The organism is Photobacterium sp. CCB-ST2H9 (assembly GCF_023151555.2).
In the GTDB taxonomy this organism is placed as follows: domain Bacteria; phylum Pseudomonadota; class Gammaproteobacteria; order Enterobacterales; family Vibrionaceae; genus Photobacterium.
Window position 1 is genome coordinate 290127 of the sequence record NZ_CP100425.1, and the last position, 23189, is coordinate 313315.

Genomic DNA, 23189 nt, shown 5'->3' on the forward strand with positions numbered 1-23189 from the left:
TTTCTCCTATCAGCTCTATCAATCAGGAAGATTTACACATTATGCATCACCTCTGCATTCTATTGGCTCTGTTTTGGTGTCTGTCGGCCGGGGCGCTGGCGACTCCGCTTCAATCGGCGGATTTAGACGACCAAGAAAATACGATCTCACTCAACTTCCAGGATGTGCCTGTGCGCCAGCTGCTGCAGATGATGGCAGATCACCGGCAGGATAATCTGGTCATTTCCGATGCGGTGCAGGGCAATATCACCCTGCACCTGACCGATGTTCCCTGGTCACAGGCGATGGACAGTATTCTGACCCTGAAAGGGTTGGCCTACAGGCGGCAGGGGAACGTGATGATGGTTGCGCCCAGAGCTGAGCTGGCTGGCGGAACTGCTGGTCAGGCAGAGTCTCAGACATCACTGAAGACCCGGGTGATCCCGATTCGCTATGCCAAGGCGACGGAGCTGGCAGCGTTGCTGTCCGGTTCGGAGGGGCAGTCCAGTTTACTCACTGCACAAGGTGCTTTGCATGTGGACGACAGAACCAATGCGCTGATTGTGAAAGATGTCGCGGAGAGCCTGGAAAGTCTGCTGCTGATTATTGATCGATTGGATCAACCGGTCCGGCAGGTGCAGATTGAAGCCCGGATTGTCAGCATGAATGAGAAAGATACGGCCGATCTCGGCGTACGCTGGGGGATGCTTGAAAACAACGGCAGCGTGACTGTCGGCGGCTCAATTGACAGTAATCTGGCAGCACTGAACAGCGACGGGACACCGGATCTGAACGACTTTCTGAACGTTAATCTTGGTGCGCAGCACGGCGCCGCTCGAATTGCGTTTCAGGTTGCCCGGCTGGGGGATCAATTGTTGGATTTGGAGCTGTCTGCACTGCAGGCCGAAGAGAAAGCTGAAATTATTTCCAGCCCGCGTTTGGTCACTACCAATAAGAAAATGGCCTATATTGAGCAGGGGACTGAGATCCCCTACCTGGAGGCAGCTTCCAGCGGTGCCGTCTCGGTCTCATTCAAGAAAGCAGTGCTGAGCCTGATGGTGACCCCGCAGATTACACCGGACGATAAGCTGATTCTGGATTTGGAAGTCACCCAGAACAAACCGGGAGAAACCGTGAACACGGGGACGGGTCAGGTGGTGGCCATTGATACACAGCGGATTGGGACGCAGGTGCTGGTGGACCATGGTGAAACTATTGTTCTGGGTGGCATTTTTCAGCATCAGTCCAGTCAGTCGGTCCGCAAAGTCCCTTTGCTGGGGGATATGCCGTTGCTGGGCCGTCTGTTCCGGCAGACTCTGGAGCGGGAGGGCAGGCGCGAGTTACTCATTTTTGTGACGCCGAAAATCCTGCGTTAGTCAGGCAGGATGCCGTTGCCGGGGCGATCCCGGAACAGAGATAACGGCCTTGGGGACGACTGGCTATTGCCAAACAGCTGTCAGTCCTGAGATAATTTTCGGTCTTATCACGATTGAAATGTGAGGAAGTTGGCGCCTCGGGCTTGTAAATCAAAAGCCTGTGGGCGGTTTTGTCTATTTTTTAACCGCGCGTATATTTGCTAAACATGGCTGAAAAACGAAATATTTTCTTGGTAGGCCCAATGGGAGCCGGTAAAAGCACCATTGGTAGACACCTTGCACAGCAGTTACATATGGAGTTTCTGGACTCAGATTCTGTGATCGAAGAACGGACTGGTGCTGATATCAGCTGGGTCTTCGATGTAGAAGGCGAGGCGGGATTCCGTGCCCGTGAAGAAGCGGTCATCGATGATCTCACCCAGGAGCAGGGTATTGTGCTGGCGACCGGGGGTGGCTCGGTGAAAAGCAAAGAGAGCCGTAACCGTCTTTCTGCTCGCGGTATCGTGGTGTATCTGGAAACCACCATTGAGAAACAGCTGGCACGTACTCAGCGCGACAAGAAGCGCCCGCTGCTGCAGACGGACAACCCCCGCGAAGTACTGGAAGCGCTTGCAGAAGAGCGTAATCCATTGTATGAAGAGGTGGCAGACTACGTCGTGCGTACCGACGACCAGAGTGCAAAGGTCGTTGCCAATCAAATTATCAAAATGCTGGAAGAGCGTTAACTACGGGGACACAGAGAGCCATGGAGCGGATTACAGTTAATCTGGGTGAGAGAAGTTACGAGATTTCAATTGGCACCGGATTACTGTCCAGTCCGGATTACTTTTCCTCTGTGGCCGGTCGCCGGGTTGTGATCATCAGCAACGATACGGTTGCCCCGCTTTATGCCAGTACATTGCAGGCCACGCTTCGCCCGTTAGCGAAAGATGTGGCCCTGCTCAACCTGCCGGATGGCGAGCAGTACAAAACCCTCGATACTTTCAACCAGATTATGACCTTCCTGCTGGAAGGCAGTTATGGCCGTGACGTGGTGCTGGTGGCACTGGGTGGCGGTGTCATTGGCGATGTGGTCGGTTTTGCTGCGGCCAGCTTCCAGCGTGGTGTGGACTTTATTCAGGTGCCGACCACGCTGCTGGCACAGGTTGACTCTTCCGTCGGCGGCAAAACAGCCGTGAATCACCCGCTGGGCAAGAATATGATTGGTGCCTTTTACCAGCCGCAGGCGGTCGTGATTGATACTGATTGTCTGAAAAGTCTGCCGGCACGTGAGTTCGCTGCAGGCATGGCTGAGGTAATCAAATACGGGATTATCGTCGATCAGGAATTCTTCACTTGGCTGGAGCAGAATATTGCTCAGCTGCGTGCGCTGGACTCTGTGGCGCTGGGTCAGGCGATTGCCCGATGCTGTCAAATTAAGGCCGATGTGGTTGCCGCGGACGAGAAAGAGTCAGGTGTACGCGCGCTGCTGAATCTGGGTCACACTTTTGGTCATGCGATTGAAGCTGAGATGGGGTATGGTAATTGGCTTCACGGTGAAGCTGTGGCTGCCGGTACAGTTCAGGCAGCCCGGACAGCATGTCTGTTAGGCTTGCTGACTTCAGCACAAGCGGAAAAAATCCGTGCGCTGCTGGAACAGGCCGACTTGCCTGTACTGGCACCGGAAACCATGAACTTTGACCACTATATCAAACACATGATGCGGGATAAGAAAGTGTTGTCAGGCAAGCTCAGACTGGTACTGCCCACCGGTATAGGTCAGGCAGAAGTTGTCTCTGATGTGCCTCATGACATCCTGCGTCAGGTGATTGAACCCTGATGTTGTAATGATTGCATGACGATAGCCGCTTCTCTGACATCCCTGGATCTGGACAGCCAGATCCATCTTCTTTCCCGGGTGCAGTTCCTGACCCGATTCGGTTCTCATTTAATTCAAATCAGCGGCGACGCGGGAGCCGGCAAAACCTGGCTGGCTCAGCGCTATCTGGAGCAGTGGGCCGACGCTGACGGCAGTCAGGCCCGGCAGGCATTGCTGATGTGTCACCCGGCACAGCATGATAACCAGCGCAGAAGTATTCTGCTGAACCAGTTGATCCCGAAGGCGGTGTTCAACGACAGCGATCCTTTGCATCAATCACTGGAACGCCTGCTTGAGGGCAAGCCGGCTGAGTTGTTGCTGGTCATTGATGATGCCCATTTGCTCAGCCCGGCCCTGATCGGCGAATTGTGGGCATTGGTGATGAAAGCCCAGCAGGCTTCAGGCTGGCAGGTCAATGTACTACTCTTTAGTCAGACGGGTCAGCTAACCAAAGCATTACGTCAGGTTTCCCATGGCCAGGGGCAGTCGCCGCTGGAGCTTGAAATCCCGTCGTTGTCTGAACCTGAAGTCCAGACGTTTATGGAACTGGTGCTGGCCAGTCATTCCCTGGATGCGAACCAGCGGCGTGCGCTGAAAGCACAGGCGGCCGAGGTTGCGCCAACGCCTGGAGCACTGATGACACTGGATCACTCGGAGGTCGCAAAAATGGCATCATCATCGTCACGCACTTTTTCCCCCATGTCGTTGTTGCTGCTCCTGGTCGTGCTGATCGGGGCGGGGACTGTGTTCTGGTTCCTGCCTTCTGACGATGCGAAGGCACCTCCGCGATCAGAGGCTGAACGCAGTGAGGCTTCCCCCGCGCTGGATGAAACGCTGGCACAGTCTGACAATGAACAGCTTGTTGCGGAGACATTGCCTGAAACTGTGCCGGAAACCACGGTGACCCTTGAGGAGCCGAAGATGACGACGGAGCCGGAAACGACAACTGACCCGGCGGTGGCTGAGGTGAGTGCACCAGTAACGGAAAATACGGATGCTTTACCGGCACCGGTTCAACTGGAAGGCCTGACCGTCGGTCGTTCGAATGAGACGACCAAGCGGGTCGTTGTGCCGTCAGATGTCGTGGATGCCATGATCACGGAGCAGGAAACAGGGGGCTCCGGTGAACTGGCGATTGCATCTCAGAGCGATTTGAAAGCTGCCATCAATGAAGTACTGGCGACGGATCAGCAAAGTCGCACGGCAGAGAATTCAGAAGGAAACACCGGGGCAGCGGCCTCAGACGTTTCAGCGGCACCTGAAGGACAGTCTTCAGAGCCGTCAGCCAGCCAGGCCCCGTTGGCTGGTTTGCAGGCAGTGATGGCTGAAGATATGGACAAGCTGAAAGCTGTCAACAGCCGCCACTATGCCTTGCAGCTGGCGGCGATGCATTCGCTGGAGGCGACGCGCAGTTTCCTCAATGAGTACGGCGTGAAAGAAATGGCCCGGGTCTACCAGACCCAACGTCAGGGCGTGCGCTGGTATATTGTGGTGACGGGGAATTACGCCAGCGTTGCTGCAGCCCGCCGAGCACAGGCTCAATTGCCGGATAAAGTTCAGTCGGTTCAGCCGTGGGTGAAATCCTATACTCAAATCCATCGTGAGATAGAACGGGCACAGTAGTTGATATTGCTGGCAATGTTGGTGATTCCGCGCGCCGGGGGAGAATTGCCCCTAGGGGTAAACTGAGAAATAGGTTACAATCCGCCACCTTTGTAAACACAGTCGCTATGGGTGGTAGGTTAACCGAATGAAAAAGCAGCGTGCCTTTCTGAAATGGGCCGGAGGGAAGTTTTCTCTGGTCGAGGATATCAGACGACATCTGCCACCTGCGCGTAAACTGGTTGAGCCTTTTGTCGGGGCGGGTTCTGTGTTTCTTAACACGGATTACGACGATTATCTGCTGGCAGATATCAACCCGGATCTGATCAATCTGTACAATGTGGTGAAAACTGAACCTGAGCGTTATATCAATGATGCGCAAGGTTTTTTCACCCCGGAATACAATCAGAAAGGCGCTTATCTGGCTATCCGGGAAGCTTTTAACAAGACTCAGGATCCTTACCAGCGCTCACTGTATTTTCTCTACCTGAACCGTCATGGCTTCAACGGCCTTTGCCGCTATAACAAAAAAGGCGGGTTCAATGTGCCGTTCGGCTCTTACAAGAAGCCATATTTCCCTGAAGCAGAGATGTACTTTTTTGCGGAAAAAGCCAAAAAAGCGACCTTCATCTGCGAAGGGTACCACCATACTTTTTCCCGGGCTCGTAAAGGCAGCGTGATTTATTGCGATCCTCCTTATGCGCCTTTGTCGACCACGGCTAATTTTACCTCTTATGCCGGGAACGGATTCAGTCTGGATGATCAGGCAGCCCTGGCCGATGTGGCTGAAAGTACGGCAACCCAGCGCGGTATTCCGGTGCTGATTTCCAATCACGACACCACACTGACCCGCCGCCTGTACCACGGCGCGGATTTGTCTGTGGTGAAAGTGAAACGGACGATCAGCCGCAACGGCAGCGGCCGGAATAAAGTCGACGAGCTGCTGGCGCTATTTACCCCGCCACAAACTGACTGATACCAACCAGAACGGCCACAAAAATCACGATGACCACCAGTCCTGCCAGGATAAAAGGCAGGGCACTGGGCTGGTTGAAATCCTGACGCCGGTTGTGATCGGATTGCACACCGAGCAAGGCGGCAGCCACACTGCGAAAGACATTGTTTTTTTTTGCCGGAGGTGTCTGAGTCATGATTCTGTCCCTGTCAGTGAAACCTGCGCCTCAAGTACTCTCCTAATAGCATAGCCGGGCTGGCCAATTCCACGAGCCGACTTGGCTGAAATCGGTAAGACATCACGGTTCAGATCGGGTAGAATTTTGCCCAGTATCCGCCCCGGTGATATCCGGGGAATCAATTTGAGTACAGAGGCTGAACATGACGGATTTTCTGATCGCTCCCTCCATTTTGTCTGCCGATTTTGCCCGTTTGGGTGAAGACGTTGAAAAGGTGCTGGCTGCAGGTGCAGACGTTATCCACTTTGATGTGATGGATAACCATTACGTACCGAATCTCACCTTTGGTGCGCCCATTTGTAAAGCGCTGCGTGACTATGGCATTACCGCACCCATTGATGTGCATCTGATGGTGAAGCCGGTGGATCGCATCATTCCTGACTTTGCCAAAGCCGGCGCGACCATGATTACGATTCATGCCGAGGCGACAGAGCATCTGGATCGCAGCCTGCAGCTGATTAAAGAACATGGCTGTCAGGCGGGTGTGGTCTTTAACCCGGCAACGCCGCTGCATTACCTGGATCATGTGATGGACAAACTGGACATGATTCTGCTGATGTCGGTGAACCCGGGTTTTGGCGGACAGTCATTTATTCCGCATACCCTGGAAAAACTGCGTCAGGTGCGCGAGCGTATTCAGGCGTCGGGGCGTGAGATCCGGCTGGAAATTGATGGCGGCGTGAAAGTCGACAATATCCGTGAAATTGCCGAAGCCGGGGCAGACATGTTCGTGGCCGGTTCTGCGATTTTTGGTCAGCCTGACTACAAAGCCGTGATTGATGAGATGCGTGCTGAACTGGCGAAGGTGCAGCGCGGATGAAGATTGACGGTATTCAGTTTATTGCGTTCGATCTGGACGGCACGTTGCTCGACAGTGTGCCGGATCTGGCCGATGCTGCGGATAAAACCATGCAGGCCTTGGGCCTGCCGGGTGTGACGGAAGCACAAACCCAGACCTGGATTGGTAACGGTGCAGAAATTCTGATTGGCCGTGCGCTGAGCCAGAGCATCGATCTCGATCCGACGCTGGACCCGGCGCTGCATCAGCAGGCGCTGGTCCTGTTTAATCGTTTTTATGCCGAAGGCGGCCATAAAAAGACGGTGCTGTATGATGGCGTGAAGCACACGCTGGAGACGCTGTATCAGGCCGGGATCCCAATGGCCATTGTCACCAACAAACCGTCTCAGTTTGTCCCGCATATCCTTGAAGAATATGGCATTGCCCAATATTTTGTCGATGTGATCGGCGGCGATACTTTCCCGAAGAAAAAGCCGGATCCGTACGCACTGCACTGGCTGATGGAAAAACATTGCCTGAGTTGCAGTGAGATGTTGATGGTCGGCGACTCCCGCAACGATATTCTGGCAGCCCAGGCGGCCTCGTGCTATGTTGTCGGCCTGACTTACGGCTACAACTATGGTCTGCCAATCAGCGACAGCAACCCGGACCGGGTACTGAATCAGTTCAGTCAGCTGCTGGATGTTGTGAGCATCGCCTGACAGCCGTTCCGCATATAATTTTGGTCTCTTAGTGTTTTCAGGCAGCGGCATGGCGTCGCTGCCGGATATGTTTAGGAAAAACAGGAATATCCCATCATGAGTAAACCCATTGTATTTAGTGGCGTACAGCCTTCCGGTGAGTTAAGTATTGGTAACTACATGGGTGCGCTGCGTCAGTGGGAGCAAATGCAGGATGATTATAACTGCCACTACTGTGTGGTAGACCTGCATGCAATTACCGTTCGACAGGATCCGACAGAGCTGCGCGAAGCAACCCTGGATGCGCTGGCACTGTGTCTGGCTGTTGGCGTCAGCCCTGAAAAGAGCACGCTCTTCGTTCAGTCTCATGCACCGGAGCATGCTCAGCTGGCCTGGGTTCTGAACTGCTATACCCAGATGGGTGAACTGAACCGGATGACTCAGTTTAAGGATAAGTCTCAGCGTCATTCTGAAAACATCAACGCCGGTCTGTTTTCTTATCCGGTCCTGATGGCGGCGGATATTTTGCTGTACGGTGCGCATCAGGTGCCGGTCGGCAACGATCAGAAGCAGCACCTGGAACTGGCCCGCGACATCGCGATCCGTTTCAACAACCTGTACGGCGATACGTTTGTGGTGCCTGAACCTTATATCCCGCCGGTGGGTGCCCGGGTGATGAGCCTGCAGGATCCGCTGAAGAAAATGTCCAAGTCGGACGATAACCGCAATAACGTGATTGGTTTGCTGGAAGATCCGAAAATCATTACCAAGAAGATCAAACGTGCGGTGACTGACTCGGAAGAGCCGCCGCGTGTGCTGTTTGATGTGGACAATAAGCCGGGTGTTTCGAACCTGATGGGGATCCTGTCTGGTGTAACCGGGAAGAGCTTTGCCGACATTGAAGCCGAATACACCGGTAAGATGTACGGTCACCTGAAGAAAGATACGGCGGAAGCCGTTGTTGCGATGCTGGAACCTCTGCAGGCGCGTTACAAAGCATACCGCGAAGACCGCGCTTTCCTGGATCAGGTGATGAAGACCGGTGCAGAGAAAGCGTCGGCTCATGCCGCTCAGGTTCTGAAGAAGGTGTTCGAAGCCGTCGGCTTTGTCGGCCGTCCTTAATCGTCCATTTTATTTCAGCGAACAGATGTAAGCAGAAGGCAGTGCCTTCTGCTTTTTTTATGTCCATTCCCCGTCAACTTCATGCATTTCTTGTGAGAGAGCGATCACTAAAACAGAGATTCTGAGTGCATATCAGGCTTATTTGTAATCATTGTCACATTCATGAGATGTATCTCTGTTAAATAATGCATTCCTTTTTAGATATATCTCTCAATAAATGTAAAGGATTGCAGACATGTTGCGAACCCAACTTTTGCCTCTGGTCGCTGCGATGGGCCTGATCCCGGCGCACGCCATGGCAGACACTTTTAGCTGTGATACGCAAACCCTGACCCCGATCTATGACATTCAGGGCGACGGCCTGAAAAGTCCGATGGTTCCGGACGGCCAGTACACCAGTAATGAAGCGTACTATGTCCGGGGTGTGGTCACTGCCACGACCAAGAGCCTCTATAAGGGCTTTTTCCTGCAGGATGCCGAGGGTGATGGCAACCCGGACACCTCTGACGGTATCTTTGTTTACACCGGCAACAAGGTCGCAGCCGACGTTGAGCCGGGTATGACGGTTTGTCTGAAAGCTAAGGTTAAAGAACATTATGACCTGACCCAACTTCTGGCGGAGCAGGGAAATATCGTCGTGGAAGGGCAGGCGGCACAGCCTGCACCGGTTGCGATCAGTTTGAAAGCCGGTGAAGACCTGGCGGATGCGATGGAGCGCTACGAAGGCATGCAGGTTCGCCTGAATGCAGACAGCGCCCTGAAAGTCACCCGTAACTTTGGCTTTGACTACGACTCCTACCGCAACAACATGGTGCTGTCGCACGGCGCACCGCTGGTGAAACCGACCCAGCTCCATCCTGCCGGCAGTGAGGCTGCCACGGCACTGGCCGCGCAGAACAGCCGGAACCAGCTGTTCATTGATACCGACGCCAAGGCACCTAACGGTGTGATTCCTTACTTTCCGGGTCTGGATGCCGAGCAGGGCTACATCCGCGTCGGAGATACAGTTGTGAATCTTGAAGGTGTGATTGGTTACAGCTATGGTGAATACCGCCTGCTGCCAACTAACACGGTTTCAGCGGCAGATTTTATTCATGCGGATGACCGTACCGCGGCACCACAGGACGTTCCTGAGTCGCAGCTGAAAGTTGCCAGTTTCAACGTACTGAACTTCTTTACCAGTGACAGCGATATCGGCGGCGCGCTGAATGCGATGTGTAAAGACCAGGCCGATGCAGACTCAGAGAAAGGCTGTAACCGTGGTGCGAAAACCCTGGATGATTTCCAGCTGCAGCGCACCAAGATCGTGAATGCGCTGACGGCCATGAATGCGGATATCGTCGGCATCATGGAAATGGAAAACAACGGTTTCGGCAGCGACAGCGCTCTGGCGAATCTGGTGTCGACTCTGAACGAGCAGTTCACGGATCCGGCGGATCACTACAGCTACATCACCATTCAGGAAGCCGATCTGAACAAAGGTCAGTTCTTTGGCTCTGATGCCATTATGGTGGCGATGATTTACCGTCCGGCGAAGGTAGAACCAGCCAAAGCCGCTGAGGTGATCCGCATGCCGGAACAGCATCTGGCCGGTACCAGTCCGAAGGGTGAGGAAAAGCAACTGGACAAGTACCAGCGTGACAGCCTGATGCAGGCGTTCGTGCTGAAAGGGATTCCGGGCGCCAAACCGCTGACGGTGGTTGTGAACCACCTGAAATCCAAAGGCTCAGGCTGCTATGAAGATTGGGTGAGCGGTGAGTTTGACAGCGATCCGGCGGATATGCAGGGCCACTGTAATGCCTTCCGTGTGTCTGCGGCGATGGTGCTGTCTGACGCGCTGAAAGATGTTGAGGGCGACCTGCTGGTTCTGGGTGACATGAACGCCTACGCCAAAGAAGATCCAATCCGTGTGCTGACGGACTACGATCCGGCTGCGGCGGAGCGTAAGATCATGTCGGCGTCCGGCACCTCTGTTGCCGGGAAAGTCCTGCATGAGCAAGGTGTTGAAGCCGGAAAAGGTGCCGGTCTGGTGAATCTGGCCACCAAAGGTCATGACCAACTGGCTTATTCCTACAGCTACGACGGCGAGCTGGGCAGCCTGGACCATGCGCTGGCGAGTGCATCTCTGGCTGACAAAGTCGCGGGTATTGAAGAGTGGCACATCAACTCCGTTGAAAGCACCCTGTTTGAGTACTCAGGCAAGTACTCCGGCAATCTGGCTAAATCAGAAGGACCGTACTCCGCGTCTGACCATGATCCTGTGGTGGTGAGCTTGCGTTATCCGCAGCCGGGGAACCGTGGTTTCCAGCTGACCTTCAAGAACAAGAGTTTCCACCCGGTGTATCCGGTGTTCAACCACTGGTACTGGGACAGCACGCAGTTCTGGCTGATGCCGGGTCAGCAGCGCCGCTACCGTGAAGATAATCTGTTCCTGAACCATGTGGGCATTCGTGCCGGTGATGCGGTCAGCCTGAGTGTGCTGGCTTACGGGGTATTTGAAATTCCTTGTACTTATGCGCCACTGCGTCTGACCGGCCGTCTGAAGGCGGTTTATAACGGCGAATCTTGCCGAATGAAACATTAATCCCATCCATCTCTGCAGTAAATAAGGCAGGCAGGAGGGAATCCTGCTTGCCTTTCTCTCTCCCTGTTGCAAAATAGGGCGCCGATTTTCTCAGGGCAGGGATACTTATGCTGTTGATCATTGATAATTACGACTCTTTTACCTACAACCTTTACCAGTACTTCTGCGAACTGGGGGCCGAGGTTCAGGTGGTCCGTCATGATGAAATTGATCTGGCCGGTATTGAAGCCCTGTCTCCAACCCATCTGGTGATTTCTCCCGGCCCGTGTACACCGGATGATGCCGGTATCTCTCTGGCTGCCATTGAATACTTTGCCGGAAAACTGCCGATTCTGGGCGTTTGTCTGGGCCATCAGGCCATGGCGCAGGTTTTTGGTGCCAAAGTCGTGCGCGCCCGTCAGGTCATGCACGGAAAAACCTCACCCGTAGCGCACAACAATCACAGTGTCTTTGCCGGGCTGAACAACCCGCTGACGGTCACCCGTTATCACTCGCTGGTGGTGAAGGCCGAGACCCTGCCGGACTGCTTTGAAGTGACGGCCTGGACCGAACGCGACGGCGAGCCGGATGAGATCATGGGAATTGCTCACAAAACCCTGCCGCTGGAAGGGGTGCAGTTCCACCCGGAAAGTATTCTCACAGAGCAGGGTCACCAGTTGCTGGCTAACTTCCTGCGTCGCTGAAATTCATCTCTGATTTTCGGGTCAATTAAGGGCTCAGGCCTTGTCAAACGGGGCCTGGCTAATGACCCATTAGCCATTCTTATGCCTGTTTTTGGCCGTTTTTCGCGGTCTCACAAGCGCGATCTGTATCACTTTTCTTAACATTGACCTAAATTTTTTCATCATTGCCAGGCCGCAATCTTATGCAGTTGGCCAAATCCTGTACAGGGGCATTGATTCCTGCGGGGAAAAACACCTTCCCTCAAAATCGGCTTAATAAGTTTTCCGACTTCACGCATAAATATGTATCCGTAGCGGGGATCTTTGGCCATTGTGCCTCAGGAAAAAACATTTTCTGCTATTGGAATCGGTTAAAATTATGTAAATACTATGCGCAAAGCGATATACACAGAAGGAAAGTATGATGGCGACGGAACAAAAAGTAGGACGTCAAACCTTTGATGAGGTCATGGTACCTTGTTATGCCCCAATGCAAATCATCCCGGTGAAAGGGAAAGGTGCCCGTGTGTGGGACCAGGATGATCGTGAGTACATCGATTTCGCCGGTGGTATCGCGGTGAGCTGCTTGGGCCATTGCCATCCGGCTATGGTATCAGCGCTGAAAGAGCAGTCTGAGAAGATTTGGCACCTGAGTAACGTCATGACCAATGAGCCGGCACTGCGTCTGGCGAAAAAACTGACTGAAGTCAGCTTTGCTGAAAAAGTATTCTTTGCGAACTCCGGTGCAGAAGCGAACGAAGCTGCACTGAAACTGGCGCGTCGTTACGCGGCAGACAAATTCGGTCCTGAAAAAGACGAAATCATTGCCTTCAAACAAGGCTTCCACGGCCGTACGTTCTTCACCGTGACTGTCGGTGGTCAGGCGGCATACTCTGACGGCTTTGGTCCTAAGCCTCAGTCTGTCACTCACCTGCCTTACAACGATCTGGAATCGCTGGCTGCGCACATCTCTGACCGCACTTGTGCTGTCATGATGGAGCCGCTGCAGGGCGAAGGCGGTATCGTTTCTCCAACGAATGAATTCATTCAGGGCGTTCGCGAGCTGTGTGACAAACACAACGCGCTGCTGATCTTTGATGAAGTTCAGACGGGTAACGGTCGTACCGGTGAGTTCTACGCGTATCAGGGTCTGGGCGTTACGCCAGATATCCTGAGTACGGCGAAGTCTCTGGGCGGTGGTTTCCCGATTGGTGCCATGCTGACGACCACTGAACTGGCACAGCACCTGAAAATTGGTACACACGGTTCAACTTACGGCGGTAACCCGCTGGCATGTGCAGTAGCAGAAGCTGTGGTTGAAGAAGTGACCAAACCAGAAGTTCTGGCTGGCGTGAAAGAGCGTGAGCAGTGGTTCCGTGACGGCATTGAGAAAATCAATGCGCAATACCCAATCTTCTCTGAAGTGCGTGGTAAAGGTCTGCTGCTGGGTGCAGCGCTGAACGAAGACTGGCAGGGCCGTGCACGTGACGTGCTGCTGGCTGCCGGTGAAGAAGGCCTGATGGTTCTGGTTGCAGGCACCAACGTTGTGCGTTTCACACCATCATTGGTGATTGAGAAAGCCGATGTTGAAGAAGGGATGGCGCGTCTGGAACGTGCAATCGCGAAGCTTTACAACAAATAAGATGTATCAGGGCCGGTTGGATTGCCGGCCCTGCTTAACTGCCCCGGAAATACCGGGGCTGTTTTTAGAAGAGAAAGACAGATTTACAGTTAGCAACCTGTGTTGCTACCTGCATCAGGAGGGAGTTCGATGCTGGTTATACGTCCCATTACAAAAGCTGATTTACCTGCACTGATGACGTGCGCCGAAGAATCAGGCCACGGTTTCACATCACTGCCGGTCAATGAGGAGATCCTCAGTAAGCGGATCGCTCATTCAGTCGAAAGCTTTCATAAAGACGTGACTGAACCTGGCCCGGAAGGCTACCTCATGGTGGCGGAAGACACTGAGACAGGTGAAATCGCCGGTACCACAGCCCTGGAAGCGGCCGTCGGTCTGGACAACCCGTTCTATACTTATCACCTCAGCACACTGGTCCATAACTCACCACATCTGGACGTGCACAAAGTGCTGAAGGTTCTGACATTTGGTAATGATTACACCGGTGTGAGTGAGCTGTGCACCCTGTTCCTGCGTCCGCAGTGGCGTCAGGGGCTGAATGGCAGACTGCTGTCCAAGTGCCGTTTCCTCATGCTGGCTGAGCACCGCCAGCGCTTTGCAGACACTGTGATTGCAGAAATGCGTGGCGTGTCCGATGAAAATGGCAACTCTCCGTTCTGGGAGTGGCTCAAAGAGCACTTTTTCTCCATTGAGTTTACGGAAGCAGACTACCTGACAGGGATTGGCCGGAAGGAGTTCATTGCAGATCTGATGCCGAAACTGCCGATTTACGTCAACCTGCTGAGCAAAGAAGCGCAGGCGGTGATCGGTCAGGTGCACGACAACACTCGTCCGGCACTGAAGCTGCTGGAAGCGGAAGGCTTCGTCAACCGTGGCTATGTGGATCTCTTTGATGCCGGCCCAACGGTTGAGTGCGATCTGCGCCATATCGAATCTGTCCGTGCATCTCAGCGTTGTACGGTCGAAATTGGTGAGCACCACAGCTCTCATAACTACATCATCAGTAATACCAGTTTTGCCGGATTCCGTGCCACGGTCGGTAAAGTTGCACTGGATGGTGAACGTAATCTGGCCATCATTTCTCCGGAAATGGCCAAGGTGTTAGAAGTGAAAAACGGGGATCAGGTTCGCCTGATCGCCCAATAACTAGGGTGGAATACAAGATGACACAATGGATTGCAGGTAACTGGCAAGCCGGTCAGGGTGACGCGATGCAGTCGCTGAACCCATTCAGTGGTGAAGTGATCTGGGAAGGCAAGAGCGCAACCGCCGAGCAGGTTGAGCAGGCTGTTGCCAGCGCCCGTGAGGCTCTGACCAGCTGGCGCAAAACCAGCCTGGCTGAGCGTCAGGCCATTGTTGAGCGCTTTGCTGCCCTGGTCAAAGACAACAGCGAGCTCATTGCCCGCACGATCTCGGAAGAGACCGGTAAACCTCTGTGGGAAACCCGCACTGAAGCCGGTGCCATGGTTGGCAAGATTGCGATTTCTGTCCGTGCATATAACGAGCGGACCGGCGAGCGTGAAAAAGACGTGGCTGGTACCAAAGCGGTGCTGCGTCACCGTCCGCTGGGCGTGATGGCTGTTTTCGGTCCATACAACTTCCCGGGACACCTGCCGAACGGTCACATCGTTCCTGCACTGCTGGCCGGAAACACTGTGGTTTTCAAACCGTCTGATCTGACGCCGAAAGTAGCGGAAGAAACCATCAAACTGTGGGAACAGGCGGGTCTGCCTGCTGGTGTGATCAACCTGGTTCAGGGCGCACGCGCCACCGGTGAAGCACTGGCACAATCTGCCGGTATCGATGGCCTGCTGTTTACCGGCAGTGCGAATACCGGTCACATCCTGCATCGTCAGTTTGCCGGTCAGCCTGGCAAGATGCTGGCACTGGAAATGGGCGGGAACAACCCGATGGTGATCTCCAAAGCTTACGGCGATCTGAAATCGACGGTTTACACCATCATCCAGTCGGCGTTTATCAGTGCCGGTCAGCGTTGTACCTGTGCCCGTCGCCTGTATGTACCTGAAGGTGCTGAAGGGGATGCGCTGATTGCTGAACTGATTGCGGCAACCAAGGCCATCAAAGTTGACGGTCCGTTTGCTGAGCCACAGCCGTTTATGGGGCCGCAAATCTCTGTGGTCGCAGCCGATAACATCATTGCTGCGCAGGAACGTCTGCTGAGCATGGGTGGTGAAGCGCTGCTGAAAGCTGAGCGTGGTCAGGGTGCCATCGTGACTCCGGGTATTGTTGAAGTGAGCAAGATCGCCGAGCTGCCGGACGAAGAATATTTTGGTCCGTTGCTGCAGGTGGCACGTTATCAGGAGCTGCCTCAGGCTGTTGAGATGGCAAATGACACCCGCTATGGCCTGTCTGCCGGTCTGGTTTCGACTGACGACAGCGAGTGGCAGTACTTTATCGATCATATTCGCGCCGGTGTTGTGAACCGCAACCGTCAGCTGACGGGTGCCAGCGGTGATGCACCGTTCGGTGGTCCGGGTGCGTCCGGTAACCTGCGCCCAAGCGCTTACTACGCCGCGGACTACTGTGCGTATCCAATGGCATCCATGGAAGGAGAGGCAACCGAACTGCCTGCTCAGCTGTCTCCGGGGATCCAACTGTAACTATTGCTTAACCCGTATTGACGAGGGAACCGCAACATGGAAAGAGTGGAAAAACTGTTTGATGCCCTGTGGCAGGACTACACAACCCGTCTTTGCCCTTCGGCCGCTCAGGTGCACGATCTGCTGACAGAGGAAGAGCCTCTGCTGAACGATCACATTGCCCTGCGTACGTTCAATCTGCCGGGTGTGAGCCTGGATGTGCTGGCTGCACCATTCATTGCGATTGGTTACAAGCCGTGCGGAACGTATCACTTCGAGCAGAAGAAACTGTATGCGGAGCACTTTGAGCATCCGAACCCGGCTGCACCGAAAGTCTTTATCAGTGAACTGCTGGTCGGACAGTGCTCGGCGGATCTGCAAAATACCGTGCGTGAGCTGGTGAAGCAGATTCCTGATGGCGCAATGAAGGATGGTGCTTTCCTGTACGGTGGCCGTTTATGGGATCTCGATTACGCGACCTATGAGAAGCTGGCCGAGGAAAGTGAGTACGCGGGTTGGGTTGCTGCCCACGGTTATGGTGCGAACCATTTTACTGTCAGCGTAAATCAGCTGGAGCAGTTTGCGGAAGTTGCAGAGGTGAACAGCCTGCTGCGCCACAACGGCTTCACCATCAATGAATCGGGTGGTGAAGTGAAAGGTAGTCCGGAAGTGCTGCTGGAGCAGTCATCAACGATGGCTGATCGGGTGGAAGTCCGCTTTACCGATGGTATCCGTTCAATTCCAGGCGGTTTCTATGAGTTTGCCAAGCGGTATCTGCAGGAGAACGGGGAACTCTACCCGGGCTTTGTGGCTGCGTCGGCGGACAAGATCTTCGAAAGTACGAATATGTAAGACAGGTATCTTTGCTCTGTCATTAAACAGCGGCCTCTGGGCCGCTGTTTTTTTATCTGGGGGGGCTGAATGCCATATCTCGTGCTGTGAGAGGGCTTGTCAGTGCTGTTGATCCAGCGGTTGCATCCAGTCATCCGATTCACTTGGGGGGCTGGTCAGACACAGGTAGGCTTCCTGCTCCAGGAGCTGCCGGGGAGACTGAAAACCTGTCATTTCAACCGAGGCAGAGAGGAAACGTCCTCTGGTTACGACAGGGCGCGGGGGAAGCTGATTGTGCTGGGCATTTGGGGCAAAACGTTCGATATCCATATCTGCACATCCACATAGTACTGATACGCCAAATGTAGCAACAGAGGGATGGAAGGCAACTGAAAAAATGTGAAGTGTCCTGAGAAAACAGCTGTAATCACAGGGTATGCCCGGCAGAAATAAAAAAAGCCGCGTTTGCGGCTTTTTATTGTACTCACATTGGCTGCATCACCGGAGAGTGATCAGCGTGTTCCGTACACAACGATGGTTTTACCGTGGGCAGAAATCAGGTTCTGCTCTTCCAGCATCTTCAGAATGCGGCCAACGGTTTCACGGGAACAGCCAACAATCTGGCCGATTTCCTGACGGGTAATTTTGATCTGCATGCCGTCCGGGTGAGTCATGGCATCCGGTTGTTTTGCCAGATTCAGCAGGGTCTGGGCAATACGGCCAGTCACGTCCAGGAATGCCAGATCACCGACTTTCTGGCTGGTGACTTGCAGACGGCGTGCCATCTGTGCGGACAGACGCATCAGGATATCCGGATTAACCTGGATCAGCTGACGGAATTTCTTAAAGGAAATCTCAGCCACTTCACATGGTGTTTTCGCACGAACCCAGGCAGTACGCTCCTGGCCTTCTTCAAACAGGCCCAGTTCACCAATGAAGTCGCCCTGGTTGAGGTAAGACAGGATCATTTCCTTACCTTCTTCATCCTTGATCAGAACGGCGACGGAACCTTTGACAATGTAGTAGAGGGTCTCTGCTTTCTCGCCAGCATGGATCAGTGTACTCTTCGACGGGTACTTATGAATGTGGCAGTGAGAAAGGAACCACTCCAAAGTTGGATCTGTTTGCGGTTTACCTGGAACCATATTACTAACTTCCTCTGCAGTGTGTTGCCCAACAACGTCATTCCTTGCATTGGGGTTGGGTAGAACAATACTATTGTTTGCCAACTAGCATATTCAGTCAACGGCTGGGCTGCAAGCGCATGTGAACATTCAGACCAAGAGTTTAACTTTTTTCGTCATGCATTGCTTGATATTGCGCGGGGATAAATGAACATTTTGGACACTTTACTGTGCACATGATCACACCGTTGTGACTTAGTGATAAAATCCGGGTTTTTGTAGTAAGGAGTAACGCATGCAATCACGTGTGAAATGGGTCGAAGATTTGACTTTTATCGGCCAGTCTAACTCGGGCCACAGTGTGGTCATGGACGGGAACGGCGGCAGTAAAGCGCCCAGCCCGATGGAACTGGTCCTGATGGCTGCCGGAGGCTGCAGCTCGGTGGATGTGGTCGATGCGCTGAAAAGTGCCGGTCAGGCGATTACCGCCTGTGAGGCACAGATTGATTCCGTGCGCCGCGAACAGGCACCGCGTTATTTCACCTCGGCCAATCTGCATTTTGTCGTCACCGGTCATCATCTCGATGACGCTCAGGTTGCCAAAGCTGTCAGCGATTCACTGGAAAAGTACTGCTCCGTGTGCCTGATGCTGGGCAAAGGCGTGACCCTGACTCATTCTTACCAGATTGTCGCGGCATAAGCCGTTGTCATCTGGGTTAATCAGGTAAGTTGTATGATCATTCCCTGGCAAGATATCGATGCTGAAACGCTGACCAACCTGATTGAACACTTTGTCCTGCGCGAGGGCACCGACTACGGTGAGCAAGAGCTGAGCCTGGCGCAGAAAGTGGACAAGGTACGCCAGCAATTGGCGGCGGGAGAGGCCGTGATTATGTATTCCGAATTGCACGAAACGGTGGATATCAAACTACGTCGCTCGCTTCGCACAGAATAAAGCTGCCATACTCAGAGGTGACAGCAGAAAACGGAAGCTGGCGCCGACGGATGCGGTCGGATGCTTGACTGCATCCATTTGCCCTGTTAATAACTGATTCCGTTTGGATAAACGACAAGGTATGTCATGTCTGCAAAACACCCAATCATTGCAGTAACAGGTTCCTCCGGAGCAGGAACGTCCACCACTTCGGAAGCTTTCCGCAAGATGTTTAATATGCTGAATATCCATGCGGCATGGCTGGAAGGGGACAGTTTTCACCGTTTTACCCGTCCGGAAATGGATGTGGAGATCCGCAAAGCCAAGGAGCAGGGGCGCCACATCAGTTATTTTGGCCCGCAGGCGAATGACTTTGCGCTGCTGGAAAACTTTTTCCGTCAGTACGGCGAAGACGGCAGCGGAAAATACCGCCGCTATCTGCACACGTTTGATGAAGCCGTGCCCTATAACCAGATGCCGGGCACTTTTACGCCCTGGCAGGATCTGCCGGAAAATACCGATCTGCTGTTTTATGAAGGCCTGCACGGCGGCGTCGTGGATGGCGATGTCAATGTTGCACAGCACGTCGACCTACTGATTGGCATGGTCCCGATTGTGAACCTGGAATGGATTCAGAAAATCGTGCGGGATACCCGCGATCGCGGCCACTCCAGAGAAGCAGTGATGGAGTCCATCGTCCGTTCAATGGATGATTATCTCAATTACATTACTCCGCAGTTTTCCCGGACCCATATTAACTTCCAGCGGGTGCCGACGGTTGATACCTCCAACCCGGTCAGTGCGAAAGCCATCCCCAGTCTGGATGAGAGTTTTGTGGTGATCCGTTTCCGTGGCATCAAGAATGTTGATTTCCCGTATCTGCTGGCGATGATCCAGGGCTCGTTTATGTCGCGCCATAATACGCTGGTGGTGCCGGGCGGGAAGATGAGCTTTGCGATGGAGCTGATCATGCGGCCGCTGATCCAGCAGCTGATCGATACCGGGAAAATCGGATAACCGGGCCTCATTGAAAAAACGCCTGTGCAGGTTTGCCAGGCGTTTTTTGTTTCAGGTTAACCCCTGAGTTTTTTTTGAAACCAGGCCGGTACGGTCTGGTCCAGCCAGAACGTCGGCTCGCGCCAGCTGCCGCTGATAAAACCGACATGGCCCCCGTATTGGGTCAGGTGATACTCGATATGGGCAGGCAGCGGCTGTGTCGGGATGACTGCCGCCGTCATGAAAGGATCGTCAGCGGCATGAATCACCCGCAACGGGGTCTGTACCTGCGCCAGTTTTCCCAGTCCGCTGCAACGTTGGTAGTAGTCGGCCGCATCAGCAAAGCCATGCAGCGGCGCTGTGACGGTATCGTCAAACTGTCGCAGCGATGCGATTCCAGCAATCTGTTCGGTCTGAAAGGGCAGCAGGTCCGGTAACGCAGCCATTTTTTTCAGCATATTTTTCTTCATGGAACCGAGCAGGTAGCGCTGGTAGACCCGGGAAAACCCCTGTTCAATCCGGGACGAGCAGGCTGACAGATCCAAGGGCGGAGAAATGACCTGAGCTGCGGTCAGTCCGGATGCTTCGCCGGTTTCAGCCAGATAGTTCACCAGCATATTACCCCCCAGAGAAACTCCAACCGCCAGCAATGGATGATGCGGAAAACGTTCGCGTAACTGGTCGATGAAGTAACGTGCATCACTGGTTTCACCGGAGTGATAGCTCCGGGCCTGACGGTTAATTTCCCCGCTGCATCCGCGGAAATGCATCATCACACCCAGCCAGCCCTGCTGTCTGGCCGCAAAAAGCAGACTGTGCGCATAAGGGCTGTGGAAACTGCCTTCCAGCCCGTGAAAGAGGATCATGATTGGCATGTGTGCCGGGTGCTGCTCGGGCGCGGCCGTCCAGACCAGGTCGAGAAAATCATCGTCCGGGGTCTGAATCCGCTCCGTCAGAGGTTCGAACAGGGCCTGACGACGGAACAGTCGTGGCAGAATGGTTTGCAGGTGTGCGTTGCGCAGGCCGGTTGCGGGCTGAAAGTGCTTCATGGTGTTCTCCAGCTGTTCTGACCGTCAGAGCGGGAAATCCGGGTAAGGCGACTGAGTCAGCAGCTCAGCCAGAATCGCCAGACCCTGTTCAAGTTTATCATGACTGTGCGGCGCACTGATGGCCAGACGCACTGCCTGCTGAATTGTGCTGCCCGGCGGCGTGAACAGTTCAGCGGATTTGACCACCACATCCCGGGCTTCGGCGGCAGTAACGAAGTCACTCAGGCGCCAGTGATCAGGCAAGGTCAGCCAGGCGTGGAAGCCCGGTAACTGATACTGAACCTGATACGGCTCCAGATAGCGTTCGAGCAGTCGGGCTCGCTGCTGCATGTCTTGCCGGATCTGCTGTAATGCCCGGTCGGCATCTCCCTTACGGATCAATTCGCAGGCCAGTGCACTGAGCAGCGGGCTGATCATCAGGCAGTGATGGTGCAGCGCCGTGTTCAGTCGGGTCTGATGTTTTAACGGAACCTGGATGTAGCCAAGCCGCAGGCCGGGTGCCAGACATTTGGAGAGGCTGCCGAAGTGGATCACCTGCTCGCTGTCGAGATTGACCAGAGGCGGCGGTGTCTCTGACGGTAACAGGCCGTTGACATCGTCTTCAATGATCAGCACCTGATGACGGCGGCAGACTGCCAGTATGGCTTCACGCCGTTCCCGGCTCATGGTGGCCGCTGTCGGGTTTTGTAGGGTGGGCGTACAGTACAGCATCCGCGGCTGGTACTGACGGCAGGCTATCTCCAGACTGTCTGGGAGCAGGCCTTCTGCATCCATCTCCACGGCTTTGACATTCATCTGCATCTGTCGGGCCAGTCCGAGAAATCCGGGATAACTCACCTGTTCGGTCAGCAGGGTATCGCCGCTGCGGCAAAAAACAGACAGAACGAGCTGAATTGCATGTTGCGCCCCGGACGTGAAATGCATCCGGGCGGGATCGAGCTGGACGCCGTGTGTACTCAGCCAGTGGCTGATGACCTCACGATGCGCCGTCAGACCTTGCGGGTCCTGATACAGCATTAGATGATTGAGCAGATCCGGATGCTGACTCAGCGTCTGCATGGCGCTGGCCATCATCGCAGATCTGTCGATTGCAGGCGGAATATTATAACCGAAATTACATTCGTCCGGTGCCTGGTTCGGATAGCTGAACACCCAGTCCGGGCGGTTGCGCGGGCAGACATATGTCCCGGCGCCGACTCTGGCTTCAACCAGCCCCCGTCGTTCGGTTTCCGCGTACGCTCGGGTGATGGTGCCAACCGTCACGCCGAGACGATCGGCCAGTGCGCGGTGAGTCGGCAGTTTGCTGCCTGCAGCCAGATGTCCGGATTCGATTTGCTGCGCGATAGCCTCGGCCAGCCGGCGGTAAATCGGACGCCCGTCTTCGCTCTGCCGGAGAAAGGCTTGCTGAATTGTCTCAATTGTCATGGTGACAATAAATCCTTTGATTCCAATTTATCCCCTTGTTAGGCTGCATTTTGACCTTAATTTTGGTTGATATGCAAGCTCAACATTAAATTGTATCGATACAATAAGAATTATCTTCATGGAGTAAAACATGAACATTGAATGGCAGTTTTTGATTTCACTGATGGCATTCGCTGCGACGATGACGGGGACCCCGGGGCCGAACAATATGATGGTCACCGCTTCAGGGGCGAATTTTGGCTACTGGCGGACGATCCCGCACATCCTCGGGATCGGTTTCGGTCTGGTCAGTATGATTCTGCTGGTGGCCGCAGGGCTCGGGGTAATTTTTGTCCGTTATCCGGTTCTGCATGAGGCACTGCGCTGGCTGGGGAGCGCATACTTGTTGTATCTGGCCTGGAAAATTGCCACGGCAGGCGGAAAAGTTCAGGTGGATGACCACGATGCCCGGCCGATGTCTTTTGTCGCAGCAGCGATGTTTCAGTATGTGAATCCGAAGGCGTGGATGATGTCAGTGACTGCGATCAGCACTTTTACCTCTGCAGGTGAGGCTTTCTGCTCCTCAGCCCTGACTGTGGCGACGGTTTTTTATGTGATTGGGTTTCCCTGTGTGTCGCTCTGGGCCGGATTCGGGACGCTGATTGGTCGCTGGCTGAATCAGCCTCAGGCAAGGCAGCGTTTTAATCTGACGATGGGGACACTGACGGCGGGGTGTGTGGCAATGATTTGGTAA

General features: G+C 54.1%; 23 protein-coding genes. 18 read left to right on the forward strand and 5 right to left on the reverse strand.

Features of this window, described 5'->3' with window-relative positions; all coding sequences use genetic code 11:
• Positions 1-41: 41 nt before the first annotated feature.
• From L4174_RS01245 to dam, 5 genes are all read left to right on the forward strand, one after another.
• Positions 42-1355, forward strand: a complete 1314-nt coding sequence (locus L4174_RS01245; protein WP_248144413.1) for a type IV pilus secretin PilQ — start codon at positions 42-44, stop codon at positions 1353-1355.
• Between the two features lie 206 nt (positions 1356-1561).
• The gene (gene aroK, locus L4174_RS01250) at positions 1562-2080 is read left to right on the forward strand and encodes a shikimate kinase AroK (protein ID WP_248144412.1); all 519 of its coding nucleotides are present in this window, start codon (positions 1562-1564) and stop codon (positions 2078-2080) included.
• Positions 2081-2100: 20 nt separating this feature from the next.
• Entirely contained in the window at positions 2101-3174 is a 1074-nt protein-coding gene (gene aroB, locus L4174_RS01255) for a 3-dehydroquinate synthase (protein ID WP_248144411.1), read from the forward strand.
• A gap of 15 nt (positions 3175-3189) precedes the next feature.
• The gene (locus tag L4174_RS01260; protein WP_248144410.1) at positions 3190-4836 is read left to right on the forward strand and encodes an AAA family ATPase; all 1647 of its coding nucleotides are present in this window, start codon (positions 3190-3192) and stop codon (positions 4834-4836) included.
• A gap of 127 nt (positions 4837-4963) precedes the next feature.
• On the forward strand, positions 4964-5791 hold the full coding sequence (gene dam, locus L4174_RS01265; protein ID WP_248144409.1) for an adenine-specific DNA-methyltransferase: 828 nt from the start codon (positions 4964-4966) through the stop codon (positions 5789-5791).
• Here dam and L4174_RS01270 read toward each other — a convergent pair.
• The gene (locus L4174_RS01270; protein WP_248144408.1) at positions 5769-5966 is read right to left on the reverse strand and encodes a DUF2970 domain-containing protein; all 198 of its coding nucleotides are present in this window, start codon (positions 5964-5966) and stop codon (positions 5769-5771) included. The two genes, dam and L4174_RS01270, sit on opposite strands and share 23 nt — an antisense overlap.
• 184 nt (positions 5967-6150) lie before the next feature.
• On the opposite strand from L4174_RS01270, the gene rpe reads away from it, so the two are divergent.
• From rpe to L4174_RS01315, 9 genes are all read left to right on the forward strand, one after another.
• Positions 6151-6828, forward strand: coding sequence for a ribulose-phosphate 3-epimerase (rpe, locus tag L4174_RS01275; RefSeq protein WP_248144407.1), 678 nt, complete (start codon positions 6151-6153; stop codon positions 6826-6828).
• On the forward strand, positions 6825-7508 hold the full coding sequence (locus tag L4174_RS01280) for a phosphoglycolate phosphatase (RefSeq protein ID WP_248144406.1): 684 nt from the start codon (positions 6825-6827) through the stop codon (positions 7506-7508). The genes rpe and L4174_RS01280 overlap by 4 nt, the downstream gene beginning before the upstream one ends.
• Positions 7509-7604: 96 nt before the next feature.
• Positions 7605-8609 (forward strand): tryptophan--tRNA ligase, encoded by a 1005-nt coding sequence (gene trpS / locus L4174_RS01285; protein ID WP_248144405.1) that lies wholly within the window; start codon positions 7605-7607, stop codon positions 8607-8609.
• A 235-nt stretch (positions 8610-8844) separates the two neighbouring features.
• A complete protein-coding gene (locus tag L4174_RS01290; protein ID WP_248144404.1) occupies positions 8845-11193 on the forward strand; it encodes an ExeM/NucH family extracellular endonuclease in 2349 nt (782 codons plus the stop codon).
• Positions 11194-11300: 107 nt separating this feature from the next.
• Positions 11301-11876: an aminodeoxychorismate/anthranilate synthase component II gene (locus L4174_RS01295; protein ID WP_248144403.1), complete on the forward strand. Its 576-nt coding sequence runs from the start codon at positions 11301-11303 to the stop codon at positions 11874-11876.
• Between the two features lie 403 nt (positions 11877-12279).
• Positions 12280-13497, forward strand: a complete 1218-nt coding sequence (locus L4174_RS01300; RefSeq protein WP_248144402.1) for an aspartate aminotransferase family protein — start codon at positions 12280-12282, stop codon at positions 13495-13497.
• Between the two features lie 129 nt (positions 13498-13626).
• Positions 13627-14643: an arginine N-succinyltransferase gene (astA, locus tag L4174_RS01305; RefSeq protein WP_248144401.1), complete on the forward strand. Its 1017-nt coding sequence runs from the start codon at positions 13627-13629 to the stop codon at positions 14641-14643.
• Between the two features lie 17 nt (positions 14644-14660).
• A complete protein-coding gene (gene astD / locus L4174_RS01310; RefSeq protein WP_248144400.1) occupies positions 14661-16118 on the forward strand; it encodes a succinylglutamate-semialdehyde dehydrogenase in 1458 nt (485 codons plus the stop codon).
• A 36-nt stretch (positions 16119-16154) separates the two neighbouring features.
• Positions 16155-16949: a DUF1338 domain-containing protein gene (locus L4174_RS01315; RefSeq protein WP_248144399.1), complete on the forward strand. Its 795-nt coding sequence runs from the start codon at positions 16155-16157 to the stop codon at positions 16947-16949.
• Between the two features lie 99 nt (positions 16950-17048).
• Here L4174_RS01315 and L4174_RS01320 read toward each other — a convergent pair whose 3' ends face one another.
• Together L4174_RS01320 and crp are read right to left on the reverse strand one after the other, a co-directional pair.
• On the reverse strand, positions 17049-17258 hold the full coding sequence (locus tag L4174_RS01320; protein WP_248144398.1) for a hypothetical protein: 210 nt from the start codon (positions 17256-17258) through the stop codon (positions 17049-17051).
• Positions 17259-17440: 182 nt separating this feature from the next.
• Positions 17441-18073 (reverse strand): cAMP-activated global transcriptional regulator CRP, encoded by a 633-nt coding sequence (crp, locus tag L4174_RS01325; protein WP_027250650.1) that lies wholly within the window; start codon positions 18071-18073, stop codon positions 17441-17443.
• A gap of 274 nt (positions 18074-18347) precedes the next feature.
• Here crp and L4174_RS01330 point away from each other — a divergent pair, with 274 nt between their 5' ends.
• The 3 genes from L4174_RS01330 (at position 18348) to L4174_RS01340 (ending at position 20003) form a co-directional block, all read left to right on the forward strand.
• Positions 18348-18752 (forward strand): OsmC family protein, encoded by a 405-nt coding sequence (locus tag L4174_RS01330; RefSeq protein ID WP_248144397.1) that lies wholly within the window; start codon positions 18348-18350, stop codon positions 18750-18752.
• Between the two features lie 33 nt (positions 18753-18785).
• The gene (locus L4174_RS01335) at positions 18786-19007 is read left to right on the forward strand and encodes a YheU family protein (RefSeq protein WP_248144396.1); all 222 of its coding nucleotides are present in this window, start codon (positions 18786-18788) and stop codon (positions 19005-19007) included.
• 126 nt (positions 19008-19133) lie between these two features.
• Positions 19134-20003, forward strand: a complete 870-nt coding sequence (locus L4174_RS01340; protein WP_036754574.1) for a phosphoribulokinase — start codon at positions 19134-19136, stop codon at positions 20001-20003.
• Between the two features lie 56 nt (positions 20004-20059).
• Here the strand turns inward: L4174_RS01340 and L4174_RS01345 are convergent, their stop codons facing one another.
• Positions 20060-21031, reverse strand: coding sequence for a hydrolase (locus L4174_RS01345; protein ID WP_248144395.1), 972 nt, complete (start codon positions 21029-21031; stop codon positions 20060-20062).
• Between the two features lie 24 nt (positions 21032-21055).
• Complete coding sequence (locus L4174_RS01350; protein ID WP_248144394.1) at positions 21056-22456, reverse strand: PLP-dependent aminotransferase family protein; 1401 nt, start codon at positions 22454-22456, stop codon at positions 21056-21058.
• Positions 22457-22586: 130 nt separating this feature from the next.
• Here L4174_RS01350 and L4174_RS01355 point away from each other — a divergent pair, with 130 nt between their 5' ends.
• Entirely contained in the window at positions 22587-23189 is a 603-nt protein-coding gene (locus tag L4174_RS01355; protein WP_248144393.1) for a LysE family translocator, read from the forward strand.

What these genes read in the sequence shown, in the direction of transcription:
- L4174_RS01245 (WP_248144413.1), top strand. Translation starts at nt 42, where the DNA reads ATGCATCACCTCTGCATTCTATTGGCTCTGTTTTGGTGTCTGTCGGCC.
- aroK (WP_248144412.1), top strand. Translation starts at nt 1,562, where the DNA reads ATGGCTGAAAAACGAAATATTTTCTTGGTAGGCCCAATGGGAGCCGGT.
- aroB (WP_248144411.1), top strand. Translation starts at nt 2,101, where the DNA reads ATGGAGCGGATTACAGTTAATCTGGGTGAGAGAAGTTACGAGATTTCA.
- L4174_RS01260 (WP_248144410.1), top strand. Translation starts at nt 3,190, where the DNA reads ATGACGATAGCCGCTTCTCTGACATCCCTGGATCTGGACAGCCAGATC.
- dam (WP_248144409.1), top strand. Translation starts at nt 4,964, where the DNA reads ATGAAAAAGCAGCGTGCCTTTCTGAAATGGGCCGGAGGGAAGTTTTCT.
- L4174_RS01270 (WP_248144408.1), bottom strand. Translation starts at nt 5,966, where the DNA reads ATGACTCAGACACCTCCGGCAAAAAAAAACAATGTCTTTCGCAGTGTG.
- rpe (WP_248144407.1), top strand. Translation starts at nt 6,151, where the DNA reads ATGACGGATTTTCTGATCGCTCCCTCCATTTTGTCTGCCGATTTTGCC.
- L4174_RS01280 (WP_248144406.1), top strand. Translation starts at nt 6,825, where the DNA reads ATGAAGATTGACGGTATTCAGTTTATTGCGTTCGATCTGGACGGCACG.
- trpS (WP_248144405.1), top strand. Translation starts at nt 7,605, where the DNA reads ATGAGTAAACCCATTGTATTTAGTGGCGTACAGCCTTCCGGTGAGTTA.
- L4174_RS01290 (WP_248144404.1), top strand. Translation starts at nt 8,845, where the DNA reads ATGTTGCGAACCCAACTTTTGCCTCTGGTCGCTGCGATGGGCCTGATC.
- L4174_RS01295 (WP_248144403.1), top strand. Translation starts at nt 11,301, where the DNA reads ATGCTGTTGATCATTGATAATTACGACTCTTTTACCTACAACCTTTAC.
- L4174_RS01300 (WP_248144402.1), top strand. Translation starts at nt 12,280, where the DNA reads ATGGCGACGGAACAAAAAGTAGGACGTCAAACCTTTGATGAGGTCATG.
- astA (WP_248144401.1), top strand. Translation starts at nt 13,627, where the DNA reads ATGCTGGTTATACGTCCCATTACAAAAGCTGATTTACCTGCACTGATG.
- astD (WP_248144400.1), top strand. Translation starts at nt 14,661, where the DNA reads ATGACACAATGGATTGCAGGTAACTGGCAAGCCGGTCAGGGTGACGCG.
- L4174_RS01315 (WP_248144399.1), top strand. Translation starts at nt 16,155, where the DNA reads ATGGAAAGAGTGGAAAAACTGTTTGATGCCCTGTGGCAGGACTACACA.
- L4174_RS01320 (WP_248144398.1), bottom strand. Translation starts at nt 17,258, where the DNA reads ATGGATATCGAACGTTTTGCCCCAAATGCCCAGCACAATCAGCTTCCC.
- crp (WP_027250650.1), bottom strand. Translation starts at nt 18,073, where the DNA reads ATGGTTCCAGGTAAACCGCAAACAGATCCAACTTTGGAGTGGTTCCTT.
- L4174_RS01330 (WP_248144397.1), top strand. Translation starts at nt 18,348, where the DNA reads ATGCAATCACGTGTGAAATGGGTCGAAGATTTGACTTTTATCGGCCAG.
- L4174_RS01335 (WP_248144396.1), top strand. Translation starts at nt 18,786, where the DNA reads ATGATCATTCCCTGGCAAGATATCGATGCTGAAACGCTGACCAACCTG.
- L4174_RS01340 (WP_036754574.1), top strand. Translation starts at nt 19,134, where the DNA reads ATGTCTGCAAAACACCCAATCATTGCAGTAACAGGTTCCTCCGGAGCA.
- L4174_RS01345 (WP_248144395.1), bottom strand. Translation starts at nt 21,031, where the DNA reads ATGAAGCACTTTCAGCCCGCAACCGGCCTGCGCAACGCACACCTGCAA.
- L4174_RS01350 (WP_248144394.1), bottom strand. Translation starts at nt 22,456, where the DNA reads ATGACAATTGAGACAATTCAGCAAGCCTTTCTCCGGCAGAGCGAAGAC.
- L4174_RS01355 (WP_248144393.1), top strand. Translation starts at nt 22,587, where the DNA reads ATGAACATTGAATGGCAGTTTTTGATTTCACTGATGGCATTCGCTGCG.